We start from the raw sequence: 12,935 nt of genomic DNA, 5'->3' as shown, positions 1-12,935 counted from the left end.
AACCCTCCCCGTACCGTAACCATTCTTACCCCATATACGGCACGCGGCATTGATTTCAGTCAATTCATCATTAGGCCAAGATCGGATCGCCCGCTGGCCCTGCGGCTCATCCCCGCCAATGCCCCTCGCGCACAAGCCAGTCCGTCGTATCGTCCAAGGCGCGTCCAAAACGGGCCAGCAGCTCGTCCAGTTCGTCGGCGGAGATGACCAGCGGGGGGGAGAAGCCTACCGTATCGCCGATGGGGCGCAGAATGGCGCCGTGCTGATGGGCGAACTGCACCAGCTTGGCCGCGACAGTCAACTTCGGGTCGAATGTCGTGCGCGCAGCTTTGTCCCAGACCAGCTCGATCCCTCCGATCAGGCCGACGCCGCGTACCTCTCCCACCAGCGGGTGATCCCTGAACCGGCGCAGTCCCTCCTGCATCCGAGGGGCGAGTGCGCGGACATGGCCCAGGATGTCGCGATCATCGTAGATCCGCAGCGTCTCCAGAGCGACGGCGCAGCTGACCGGATGGCCGGAATAGGTGTAGCCGTGACCGAAGACGCCGATCTTCTCGGATTCCGCCACACAGGCCTGGTAGATGCGTTCATTCACCAGAACGGCGGACAGGGGCAGGTAGGCGGAGGTCAGGGCCTTGGCAGAAGTGACGATGTCGGGTCGCATGCCATAGGTCTGGCTGCCCCACATGTTGCCAGTGCGCCCGAAGCCACAGATCACCTCATCCGCGATCAGCAGCACATCGTACCTGGCCAGTACCGCCTGGATTTTCTCGAAATACGTTGCTGGCGGCAGGATCACGCCGCCGGCGCCCATCACTGGCTCGGCGATGAAGGCGGCCACGGTCTCGGGCCCTTCGCGCAGGATCAACTGCTCCAGATTGTCGGCCAGACGGCTCGCGAACTGCTCCTCCGTCTCGTCCTCCTCATGGAAGCGATACCAGTGCGGGCAGTCGGTATGCAGGATGCCGGAGATCGGCAGGTCGAAATCACGGTGGTTGTTCGGCAGCCCGGTCAAGCTGGCCGCGGCGACGGTGACCCCATGATAGCCCTTGGTGCGGGCGATGATCTTCTTCTTCTGCGGCCGGCCGAGCGCGTTGTTATAGTACCAGACCAGCTTCACGGCCGTGTCGTTCGCCTCAGAGCCGGAGCAGGCGAAGAACACCTTGCTCATTGGCACAGGCGCCAGCTCGATCAGCTTCTCTGCAAGGTCGATGGCCGGCTCATGCGATTTGTGGGCGAAGGCGTGATAGAAGGGCAGGGTCTTCATCTGCCGCACCGCGGCCTCGATCAGGCGCAGTTCGTTGAAGCCCAGCGACGTGCACCAGAGCCCTGCCACCCCCTCGATGTAGCTCTTGCCCGTCTCGTCCGTGACGGTGACGCCTTCGCCCTTGGCGATGACCAAGGGGCCTGCGCTCTCATGCGCCTTCAGGTTCGTATAGGGATGCAGGTGGTAGGCCTTGTCCCGGCTTGCGGGCGAGTTGCCGAGGTGGTGCGTGTCCATGATGCGCTTCTTCCGTCCCGAAGGCTTATCGTTCTAAGGGTGGAGGATGCGCCGGGAGCGGGGCGGGTGGCAAGAGCCGCCCTGAATCGAAAACGCCGCCGGGAACCTTCCCCGGCGGCGCTTCCGTCGCAGCGTTGACGCCCGATTACTGCTTCAGCGGCGCGTAGGTACCGTTGGACCAGCGATAGACGATGTAGTCCGTCTCTTTACGGTCGCCCTTCTCGTCGAAGGCAAGTGGACCGATCACCGTGTCGTAGCTGCCGTCGCGCAGCGCTTCCGCCACGTCCTCACCTTCCACGCTCTTGGCCTTCTCCGCGGCCTTCGCCCATGCCTGCACGGCGGCATAGGTATAGAGGGTGTAGGCTTCCGGTTCGAAGCCCTGCTCCCGGAAACGCTTCACCACGTCCGCAGCGGCCGGCGTGTCGCGGTAATCCTGGCCGAACGTAACCAGGGCGCCTTCGCCGCTGGGGCCGGTGATGTTCCAGAACTCCTGGTTCACCGTGCCGTCGCCCGACATGAATGTCGCCTTCATGCCCTTGTCGGCCATCTGGCGCACCAGGAGGCCGGCCTCGGTATGCAGGCCGCCGAAATAGACCACATTGATGCCCTGGTCCTGCATCTTGGTGATCAGGGCGGACATGTCGCGGTCGCCGACATTCACGGCGTCATACATCGCCTCGTCCTTGCCGCCCGCGTTCAGGGCCGCCTTGGTAGCGTCGGCCAGACCTTTGCCGTAGGTGGTCTGGTCGTGGATGATGGCGATGTTGTCGTTGGCGTGATTCTTCAGCAGATACTTCGCTGCCACGTCGCCCTGCTGGTCATCCCGGCCACAGGTGCGGAATACGGTATCCAGCCCCTGTTCGGTGAGCTGCGGGTTCGTGGATGCCGGGCTGATCATCAGCAATCCCTCATCCGCATAGACCACCGAAGACGGGATCGAGACTGCGGAGTTGAAGTGGCCGAACACGGCCACCGCCCCGTCTGTCGCCAGACGGTTCGCCACGGCAACGCCCTGGCTAGGGTTGGATGCATCATCTACCTGGACGAGGCGGAGCTGTTCGCCGAGCACGCCGCCTTTGGCGTTGATGTCCTTCACCGCCATATCGGCGCCGCGGCGCATCTGCTCCCCGAACACGGTATTGGGACCGGTCAGCGGGGCGCCCAGCCCCACAACGGTCTCCGCCTGAGCCGGAGCTGCGCTCACCGCAGCCAACGCGGCCAGAGCGAGGAAGGACGTCCTGATCTTCATGTTATGCGCTCTCCCTAGGGAAGCCTCTCCTGAATGGTGGAGGCTAACACAGGTCGGAGGGCATGATTAAGGCTGTGTTGACGGGATTTCAGGCGCGTAGCGTGCGCCACAGGCTGATGCCCGCGAACCACAGGCTGCTTAGGCCAAGCAGGCTCCAGGCCCAGGCCGGCGATTCCTGATGTGCATAAACCAGGGCGACCACCGCCACGATCCAGATTACCGACATCGGGATGGTCACCCGCCGCAACCGCTCCACCCGGAAGGGATGGACGAACTTCGCCGGCACGAAGGTCAGAACGATGAGAACCACCACGAGCGCCGCATTCGTCCAGGAGGCGGTTTCCAGGATGAAGAAATAGAGCACCGCCACGTTCCAGATGCCGGGGAACCCGACAAAATGGTTGTCGTCGCTCTTCATATCCAGCTTGGCGAAGAGGTGGAGCGAGCTCAACAGGATCAGGGAGCATCCAAGCAGTTCAAGGTTCTGCGGCAGCATGTCGAATTGCCACACGAACATGACCGGAACGAAGACATAGGTCAGGTAATCGACGATCAGATCCAGTGCCGCGCCATCGAATTGCTTTACCCGCGTCTTCACATGCGCCCATCGCGCCAGCGGCCCGTCGATGCCGTCCACGATCAGCGCGACGCCCAGCCAGAAGAAGCACAGCCGCGCATCACCCTCGATCACGGCGATAAGGGCGAGCAGCGCCCAGATGGCGCCTGTCGCAGTCAGGAGATGGACCGCCCAAGCGGACCACGGAAAGACGGAGGGGCGGTCGGACATGTCCAAATCATAGCGGTGAAAAAGCGGCGTGGCGAGCCCGCTCCAGCGTATTACGCCGACCGCCAAGCCCCGAACAGAGCGGCGAACGCGCGCCAGCATTGTGTGACGGACGCAAGCGGCCGTAGGCCGCAGACATGACGCAAGGATGAAGCATATGCGGCCATCGACATCTCACATCTTCGCAACCCTCCCGGAATGCAGTGGGAGGGTTGCGGTGGCAACGGTTTACGCCCGCTTCTTCGCCTTTGGCTTCACCGTCAGGTAGGGCCGGAGATATTGACCGGTATAGCTGCGGGGGCTGTCGGCGACCTGCTCCGGAGTGCCGGAAGCGACGATCTCGCCGCCGCCCGAGCCACCCTCGGGACCGAGGTCGAGGATGAAGTCGGCGGTCTTGATCACCTCCAGATTATGCTCGATCACGACCAACGTATTCCCCTGGTCCACCAGCGCCTGCAGCACTTCGAGCAACTTACGGACATCCTCGAAATGGAGGCCAGTGGTTGGCTCATCCAGAACATAGAGGGTGCGGCCGGTGGCGCGGCGAGACAGTTCCTTTGCGAGTTTCACACGTTGCGCCTCGCCGCCCGACAGGGTCGTGGCCGGCTGGCCGACCTTCACGTAACCAAGGCCGACCCGGGCCAGCGTATCCATCTTGTCCCGGATCGACGGTACGGCGCGGAAGAAATCAGCAGCCTCTTCCACTGTCATTTCAAGGACATCGGCGATGCTCTTGTCCTTGTACATGACCTCCAGCGTTTCGCGGTTGTAGCGCTTGCCATGGCAGACGTCGCAGGTCACGTACACGTCCGGAAGGAAGTGCATCTCGATCTTGATGACCCCGTCGCCCTGGCAGGCCTCGCAACGACCGCCCTTCACGTTGAAGCTGAAGCGGCCAGGACCGTAGCCGCGGGCCTTCGCCTCCGGCAATCCGGCAAACCAGTCGCGGATTGGGGTGAAGGCGCCGGTGTAAGTGGCTGGATTCGAACGCGGAGTCCGGCCAATCGGGGACTGGTCAATGTCGATGACCTTGTCCAGGTTCTCAAGACCGTAGAGCGAGTCGAACTCGGCCGGATGCTCGCGAGCCCCCATCAGACGCTTGGCCAGCGACTTATAGAGGGTCTCGATCACAAGTGTGGATTTGCCGCCGCCGGACACGCCGGTCACACAGGTGAAGGTGCCAAGCGGAATCCTGGCGCTGACATTCTTCAGATTGTTGGAGCGGCAGCCGGTCACCTCAAGGAACTGGCCGGGATGGCCTGGGCGGCGCTGCGCCGGGACGGGGATGAACTTGCGGCCGGACAGGTACTGGGCGGTGATGCTGTCCGGGTGCTGCTGCACCTCCGCCGGCGTGCCCGCGGCCACGACAGTGCCGCCATGGACACCGGCGCCCGGACCCATATCGACCAGATAGTCGGCCTGTCGGATTGCATCCTCGTCATGCTCGACCACGACCACGGTATTCCCGATATCGCGCAGACGCTTCAGCGTGGCAAGGAGCCTGTCATTGTCGCGCTGGTGCAGACCGATCGAGGGCTCATCAAGGACATAAAGCACACCTGTCAGACCAGATCCGATCTGGGAGGCGAGTCGGATGCGCTGACTCTCGCCGCCGGACAAGGTTCCGGACGCGCGGTTCAAGGCCAGGTAGTCCAAACCCACATTGTTAAGGAACCCCAGCCGCTCATTGATTTCCTTCAGGATTCGGGCGGCAATTTCCTGATGCTTCTGGGTCAGGCGCTCATTCAGGCCGGAGAACCAGTCGGCCGCTTGGCGGATGGACATGGCGGAGACCTGGGCGATGTTCAGCCCATTGATCTTCACCGCCAGCGCCTCCGGCTTCAGGCGGGCACCACCGCAGGCCTCGCAAGGCTGAGCGGATTGATACTTGCCCAACTCCTCCTTGACCCAGGCGCTTTCGGTTTCCTTCCAGCGGCGCTCCAGATTGCGGGCCACGCCCTCGAACGGCTTATTGGTCTCATAGGACCGCAGCCCGTCGTCATAGCGCATCGTGATGGGCTTACCGCCGGACCCGAACAGGATGGTGTCGCGCACCTGCTCCGGCAGGTCCTTCCAGGGCTTGTCCACGCTGGACTTGAAGTGGCGGGCGATGCTGTCCAGCGTCTGGAAATAGTACTGGCTGGTGGAGTTGGCCCAGGGTGCGACAGCGCCTTCCTTGAGGCTCAGCCGCTCATCCGGAACCACCAGCATGGGGTCGAAATAGAGCTTCTCGCCCAGCCCGTCACAGGCCGGGCAGGCGCCGAAGGGATTGTTGAAGCTGAACAGGCGAGGTTCGACTTCCTCAATGGTGAAGCCGCTCTCCGGGCAGGCGAACTTGGCGGAAAAGACCGTGCGGGCCCCGCCATCCGCATTCTCCGCGAACAGCAGCCCGTCGGATAGCTCCAGCGCGGTCTCGACCGAATCGGCCAAGCGGTTGCCCAGGTCGGGACGGACCACGATGCGGTCCACGACCACTTCGATGTCGTGCTTCAGTTTCTTGTCGAGGCTGGGAGCATCCTCGATCTCGTACATCTCCCCATTGATCTTCACACGGGTGAAGCCGCGCTTGCGCAGTTCCGCCAGTTCCTTCTTGAACTCGCCTTTCTTGCCGCGGGCGATGGGAGCAAGAAGGTAGAGCCGGGTCCCTTCGCCCATGGCCAGGATGCGGTCCACCATCTGGCTGACCGTCTGGCTTTCGATGGGAAGTCCGGTGACCGGGGAATAGGGGACGCCGACCCGAGCGAACAGCAGGCGCATATAGTCGTAAATCTCCGTCACCGTGCCAACGGTGGAGCGGGGATTTCGGCTGGTCGTCTTCTGCTCAATGGAGATAGCGGGGGACAGACCTTCGATGCTGTCCACGTCCGGCTTCTGCATCAGTTCCAGGAACTGTCGGGCATAGGCGGACAGGCTCTCCACATAGCGCCGCTGTCCCTCCGCATAGATCGTATCGAAGGCCAGCGACGACTTGCCGGAGCCGGACAAGCCAGTGATCACCACCAAGCTGTCTCGCGGAAGGTCCACATCGACATTCTTGAGGTTGTGCTCGCGCGCCCCGCGGACGCTGATCGACTTCATGTTCATGCTGGTTCTGTATCGCAGGGTCCGCCGCAGGGAAGGGAAGCGCGGCCGGAGCAATATGGGAGGGAAAGCCGGTAAGAGAAACCCGCCCACCCTTGCTTGCGCGGAATGACGCCCTATCGAATGCACATGGTCAAGCGCCGGCAGGGGTGGTTGTGTGTTGTTTTAACCCTCTTCCATATGTTCTGCAAATGTTCTATATAGCTGGGCGATAGGAAGGGCTGTCGTCTCCGCAACGTCGGAACGGTGGAGCGGCAGCCGTTGTCCGAGCGCAGGTCTCCCGACTGTTCACCTTGTTGCCGGGAGCGTGTAGGCTGCCGGCTTCCACGGACCCCGACAGGGCGGCACGCCCAGGGTCCAGGTCGCCGCAGCCATCGGATGATTGGCAACGGAACGATACGAGAGCGAAAGAACGACCCATGGCAGGTAGCGTCAACAAGGTCATCCTGGTCGGAAACCTGGGCAAGGACCCGGAAATCCGGAACATGCAGAGCGGCGGCAGGGTCTGCAATCTGTCCATCGCCACCTCCGAGAGCTGGAAGGACCGCAACAGCGGGGAGCGCAAGGAGCGCACCGAGTGGCACCGGGTGGTGATCTTCAACGACAATCTAGCCCAGATCGCCGAGCGCTATCTGCGCAAGGGCTCCAAGGTCTATATCGAGGGCCAGCTTGAGACCCGCAAATACACCGACCAGTCCGGCGTGGAGAAGTACACGACCGAAGTCGTGCTCCGGCAGTTCCGTGGCGAGCTGACGCTGCTCGACGGGCGTGAAAATGCCGGCGGCGGCGGCGGCGGTTACGGTGGCGGCAGTGGCGGCGGGGGCTACGAGGACCGCGGCGGTGACTATGGCGGCGGCGATTACGGCGGCGGTGGCGGCTATGGCGGCGGCCAGCGCAGTGGTGGCACTCAGCGTGGCGGTGGCGGCGGTGGCGGACGCCCGGCTCCGACCGAGGATCTGGACGACGAGATTCCGTTCTGATGGCGGGAAGCCGCACTTGGCTGGGGGGCGGCCTGTTGGCCGCCCTGCTGGCATTTCCACTGTCGGCTTTGGCGGATGACGCCGGAGCGCTGGCCAAGATACTGACGGGCAACTACAGCACCGAGAGACAGGCCAGCACTGACCCGGCGCGGCCGGCGGAGCTACTGCGCATCACACCCATCTGGACCGGACGGTCAGATGGTCCCTGGATGTATGTGGAGCGAGCGGATGCTGCTGCAGCCAACCAGCCGACGCGCCAGGAAATCTGGCAGCTGAAGTTCCAGCCTCACAAGGGTGGGACGGAGATCCGCATCCATACGCTGCCTGACCCGGAGGCCGTATCCGGCGCTTGGCGGGAGCCGGAGAAGATTCGGGCCGTACTGCCCGAGCGGCTGACCCGGGTGGAAGGATGCGAGTTGCTGCTGCAACGACGGCAGGAATTCGCCTTTTCCGGGGGTACGCCGGGCATGGGCTGCAAGCCATCCTACAGCGATGCGGATTATGTGCTGATACAGGCCAGCATCGAGCCCCAGGGGCTTCGCCTGGCTGAGCGGGGCTACGATTCGTCCGGTCGGCAGATATCCGGCCCCAGGGAAGAGGGGCTGCGATTCGACAAGGTCGCCATCGGCGACGTTCCGATCAAGGAATAAGCTGGTCCAGGCACAAGCGGCAGCACCAAGTGGTCCGCCGCTTGTGATCTTCAGCCGCGCGGACTTGGCGTTCCTGGCGTCGGCACGTCGGGTGGGCTGGCCGGTCGCGGCATGTCAGGGCTCGGCGTCTCACCGGGCTGTTCAGGCGGGTGCACCGGCTGATCTCCGGGAGGGGGCAGTTCCGTCTGACCGGGCGGCGAACTGCCCGGCGGGGTCGGGGCAATGGCCATGGCAATGCTCCATTCGTTCCCATGGATATGTCTGATTTCAACTTCTCATCCGGTGATCGGTTCCGGTGTAGGTCCGTGGTCGCGGATGTCCTGTTTGCAAGGCAGGACCGACGGCAGCCGTTCTTGACGGAGTACCGGTTCCTGGAGGATGGTCCTCAACCATTCCGACCCCGGATGATTTCCCATGCCTGCGCTCCAGACCCAAAACAGTTCGACAGCGATCCGGCTGAGGGGCCATGCCATGGCACTGCTTGCCCTGGCGGTTCCGGTAATGATCGCCCGCGCCGGTCAGATGACCATGGCCGTGGCGGATACGCTGTTCGTGGGCCGGTTCAGCGCGCTGGAACTTGCGTATCTGGGGCTGGGCGCGCCACAGGGCGTGATGCTGGCAGTCCTGGCAGGCCTGCTGCTGGGTACCATCGTGCTGACCGCCCAGGCAACGGGAGCCGGGAAGGAGGAGCAGGCCGGCCTGTTCTGGCGGCGCTCCTTGCCTTATGCGCTCACACTGGGAAGCGTCATGGCGGCTCTGTGTCTGTTTGCAGAACCGTTCTTTCTTCTGACGGGCCAACAACCGGATCTGGCCGCGGGCGGCGCCGAAGTCATGTTGATCTATGGCTTGGGGATGCCGGGCGCGGCCCTGTTCTTCACGACGACCTTTTTCCTGGAAGGGCTGAAGCGGCCGGTGCCCGGCATGGTGACCATTGTCCTGGCCAACATACTCAACCTTTTCCTGGATTGGATTCTGGTGTTCGGCGGCCTGGGCCTTCCTGCCATGGGCGCGGAAGGCTCGGCCTGGGCCACGACGATCATCCGCTGGGTCACCGCCATTGGCCTGCTGCTCTATGTCTGGCGGATGGCGGACCGGGACCGGTACGGCGTCCGCTCCGGCGGGGTGCGGCCCTGGTGGCCAGCGCGGGAGCAACGTCACCTCGGCATGGCAGCAGGGGCCAGCAACGGTCTGGAGGCGTCGGCCTTCGCGGCGCTGACCCTTTTTGCGGGGTTGATCGGACCGTTGGCACTGGGCGCCTATACAGTCGGGCTGAACCTGATTGCGCTGCCCTTCATGGCGGCATTGGGGCTGGCTTCCGCCACTGCGGTTCTGGTGGGCAATGCGTACGGCACCGGGGATCGGCGGAACACCCAGTTGGCAGGCTGGACCGGCCTTGGAGTAACGGCTGCGCTCCTCAGCGTCGTCGGGCTGATCTTCGCGGTCTGGCCGGAGGAAATCGCGATGGCGTTCGCCACGGAGGACAGGCTGATCGCCGTAGTCGCCCCCGTGGTGGCCTTCAGCGCCTGGATTCTGGTGGCCGACGGCGGGCAGGTGGTGATGGCGCAGGCGTTGCGCGGCAGGGGCGACGCCTGGGTGCCGACCGTGCTGCACTTCGTCAGCTATTACGCTGTCATGATGCCTGTGGCTTACGGCCTCGGCATCTGGGCGGGGCGGGGCGTGCTGGGACTGTTCGAAGGGATATTCATCGCCAGCATGGTATCGGTGGCAATCCTGTCTGGACGGTTCTGGTGGTTGGGCCGCAAGGTGTAGCGGGTTCAGGCCCGTTACGTTGTTTAAAGCTCCGAAAGATGCTACATATTTCCGTGGCTCGGTACCGACCAGCACGCGCGTGCTCGTGGTGCCGGGCTTTTTTGACTTCCGCAGACGATTGAGCCCTTTGTGGTGACTTCCCCGACCCCGACCCCGTCCGATATCGCGCCCGTCACCATCGAAGACGAGATGAGGCGCAGCTACCTCGATTACGCCATGAGCGTGATCGTGAGCCGCGCCCTCCCGGATGTGCGTGACGGCCTGAAACCCGTTCACCGCCGCATCCTCTATGCGATGAAGGAAGGCGGGTACGACAGCACCAAATCCTACAAGAAGTCCGCCCGTATCGTCGGCGATGTGATGGGTAAGTACCATCCGCACGGCGACAGCGCGATCTATGACGCCATGGTCCGCATGGCGCAGGACTTCTCGATGCGGCTGATGCTGATCGATGGCCAGGGCAATTACGGCTCCATGGACGGCGATCCTGCGGCGGCGATGCGCTACACCGAGGCGCGTCTGTCCAAGGCGGCGGAGTTCCTGCTGGACGATATCGACAAGGAAACAGTCGATTTCCAGCCGAACTATGACGAGTCGGTGGAGGAGCCGACCGTTCTGCCGGCCAAGTTCCCGAACCTGCTGGTCAACGGCGCCGGCGGTATCGCCGTCGGCATGGCAACGAACATCCCCACCCACAATCTGGGGGAGGTGATCGATGCCTGCTGCGCCTATATCGACAATCCGGAGATCAGCATTGATGAGCTGATCGACATCATTCCGGGCCCGGATTTCCCGACCGGCGCATTGATTCTGGGCCGTAGCGGCATCCGTAGCGCCTATCACACCGGCCGCGGCTCCGTCATCATGCGGTCCAAGACGGATGTGGAGGAGATTCGCAAGGATCGCTGGGCCATCGTCGTCACCGAAATCCCGTATCAGGTCAATAAGGCGAAGCTGCAAGAGCGCATCGCCGAGGTCGTGCACGAGAAGCTGGTCGAGGGCATCAGCGATGTCCGCGACGAGTCGGACCGTGACGGTGTCCGCGTCGTGATCGAGTTGAAGCGCGACGCCGTGGCCGACGTGGTTCTGAACCAGCTCTTCCGCTATACCCCGCTGCAGACCAGCTTCGGCGTCAACATGCTGGCGCTGAATGGCGGACGGCCGGAACTGCTGGACCTGAAGTCCATCATCGCCGCCTTCGTCCGCTTCCGTGAACAGGTCATCACCCGCCGCACCGAGTATGAGCTCGGCAAGGCGCGGGAGCGGGCGCACACCCTGGTGGGTCTGGCCGTGGCGGTGGCGAACATCGACGAGATGATCGCCCTGATCCGCAGGGCGCCCGACCCGGCCAGCGCCCGTGAAGAGATGATGGCGCGGGAATGGCCCGCCCTCGATGTTGCACCGCTGATCGAACTGATCGACGAGCCCGGCCGCGGCCTTTCGGCAAACAACACCTACCGTCTGTCGGAAGTGCAGGCGCGCGCCATCCTGGATTTGCGCCTGCACCGCCTGACTGGGCTGGAGCGGGACAAGATCGGCGAGGAGCTTGGGCAGGTCGTCGACCAGATCAAATACTTCCTGCGTGTCCTCTCCGACCGCGGACTGCTGCTGGAGATCATGCGCGGCGAGCTGGTGGACATGAAGGAGCGGTTCGGTAATCCGCGCCGCACCCAGATCGAGGATCTGGAGTTCGAGTCCGACATCGAAGCCCTGATCCAGCGCGAGGACATGGTCGTTCTGGTCACCCAGGGCGGCTACATCAAGCGGGTTCCGGTCTCGACATACCGGGCGCAGGCGCGCGGCGGTAAGGGGCGGGCCGGCATGAATTTGAAGGCGGAGGACACGGTCAGCGATCTGTTCGTCGCCAATACCCATACGCCCATGCTGTTCTTCACGAACCGCGGCATGGTCTACACGCTCAAGGTCTGGCGTCTGCCGCAGGGTACGCCGCAGACCCGTGGCAAGGCGCTGGTCAACCTGCTGCCGTTGCAGGAAGGCGACTTCATCACGACCGTCATGCCCATGCCGGAGGATGAGGAGAGCTGGGGCGACCTGCACGTCATGTTCGCCACGAGCAGAGGCGGCGTGCGGCGCAATCGCCTGTCCGACTTCGCCAATATCCGCTCCAACGGCCTGATCGCCATGAAGCTGGAGGAAGAGGGCGAGCGGCTGATCGCGGCGCGTCCTTGCAGCGAACAGGACGACGTTCTGCTGGCGACCCGCCGGGGCCGCTGCATCCGATTCCCCGTCACCGACATCCGCGTCTTCAGCGGCCGCACCAGCACCGGCGTCCGCGGTATCAAGCTGGTGGAAGAGGCTGACGAGGTTATCGGCATGTCCATCCTGCGCCACACCGAATACACGGTGGAGCAGCGGGCGGCCTACCTGAAACAGGCCCGTGAACTGCGCCGTGCGCTGGGCGAGCAGGTGGATACAGATGAGCCGGCCGATGTCGAGGCTGAGCCCGTCGAGACCAACATCATCCTGTCCCCGGAGCAGTTCTCCGAAATGCAGGCACGGGAGGAGGTGATCCTCTGTGTCTCCGAACAGGGCTTCGGCAAGAGGTCTTCGGCCTACGAGTACCGGGTGACCGGGCGCGGCGGCCAGGGCTTCTGGAACATGGATATGAGCAAGCGGAACCGCGCCATCGCAGCCGTGTTCCCCATCGACGAATCAGACAACGTCATGATGGTGAGCGACGGCGGGCAGGTGATTCGCATGCCGGTCCACGACATACGCCTGACCGCCCGCAAGAGCCTGGGGGTGACGTTGTTCCGGCTCGCTCCAGAGGAGCGTGTCGTCTCCGTCGCCCGGCTGGCCGAGGAGACAAATGGCGAGAACGGCAACGGCGATGCGGGTGAGAACGGCGGTGACGCCGCGCCGTCGCCCGAAGCGCCCGAAGCTGAATGATCGGAAGGAA

At 63.6% G+C, this 12,935-nt stretch carries 8 protein-coding genes; 4 read left to right on the top strand and 4 right to left on the bottom strand.

Annotated features, from left to right (window positions below; translation table 11 throughout):
- Positions 1-106: 106 nt before the first annotated feature.
- The 4 genes from DOL89_RS06770 to uvrA form a co-directional block, all read right to left on the bottom strand.
- Positions 107-1,501, bottom strand: coding sequence for an aspartate aminotransferase family protein (locus tag DOL89_RS06770; RefSeq protein WP_119678447.1), 1,395 nt, complete (start codon positions 1,499-1,501; stop codon positions 107-109).
- 145 nt (positions 1,502-1,646) lie between these two features.
- Positions 1,647-2,750: a branched-chain amino acid ABC transporter substrate-binding protein gene (locus DOL89_RS06765; protein WP_119678446.1), complete on the bottom strand. Its 1,104-nt coding sequence runs from the start codon at positions 2,748-2,750 to the stop codon at positions 1,647-1,649.
- Between the two features lie 88 nt (positions 2,751-2,838).
- A complete protein-coding gene (locus DOL89_RS06760; protein ID WP_119680297.1) occupies positions 2,839-3,537 on the bottom strand; it encodes a CDP-alcohol phosphatidyltransferase family protein in 699 nt (232 codons plus the stop codon).
- Positions 3,538-3,762: 225 nt separating this feature from the next.
- Positions 3,763-6,612: an excinuclease ABC subunit UvrA gene (uvrA, locus tag DOL89_RS06755; RefSeq protein WP_404813483.1), complete on the bottom strand. Its 2,850-nt coding sequence runs from the start codon at positions 6,610-6,612 to the stop codon at positions 3,763-3,765.
- Between the two features lie 422 nt (positions 6,613-7,034).
- Here uvrA and ssb point away from each other — a divergent pair, with 422 nt between their 5' ends.
- From ssb to gyrA, 4 genes are all read left to right on the top strand, one after another.
- Positions 7,035-7,595 carry a single-stranded DNA-binding protein gene (gene ssb, locus DOL89_RS06750; RefSeq protein ID WP_119678444.1) on the top strand — a complete coding sequence of 187 codons (561 nt, stop codon included), beginning with the start codon at positions 7,035-7,037 and terminating at the stop codon, positions 7,593-7,595.
- Positions 7,595-8,245 carry a chromophore lyase CpcT/CpeT gene (locus tag DOL89_RS06745; RefSeq protein WP_119678443.1) on the top strand — a complete coding sequence of 217 codons (651 nt, stop codon included), beginning with the start codon at positions 7,595-7,597 and terminating at the stop codon, positions 8,243-8,245. Before ssb ends, DOL89_RS06745 begins: the two co-directional genes overlap by 1 nt.
- A 471-nt stretch (positions 8,246-8,716) precedes the next feature.
- Positions 8,717-10,015, top strand: a complete 1,299-nt coding sequence (locus DOL89_RS06740) for an MATE family efflux transporter (protein WP_225889933.1) — start codon at positions 8,717-8,719, stop codon at positions 10,013-10,015.
- A gap of 189 nt (positions 10,016-10,204) precedes the next feature.
- Positions 10,205-12,925 carry a DNA gyrase subunit A gene (gene gyrA / locus DOL89_RS06735; RefSeq protein WP_404813492.1) on the top strand — a complete coding sequence of 907 codons (2,721 nt, stop codon included), beginning with the start codon at positions 10,205-10,207 and terminating at the stop codon, positions 12,923-12,925.
- The last annotated feature ends 10 nt before the right edge of the window (positions 12,926-12,935 follow it).

It is taken from the genome of Indioceanicola profundi (genome assembly GCF_003568845.1).
GTDB classification, from domain to species: domain Bacteria; phylum Pseudomonadota; class Alphaproteobacteria; order Azospirillales; family Azospirillaceae; genus Indioceanicola; species Indioceanicola profundi.
Note: the sequence above shows the minus strand (reverse complement) of the source record. Positions and strands in the feature narration are given on the sequence as shown.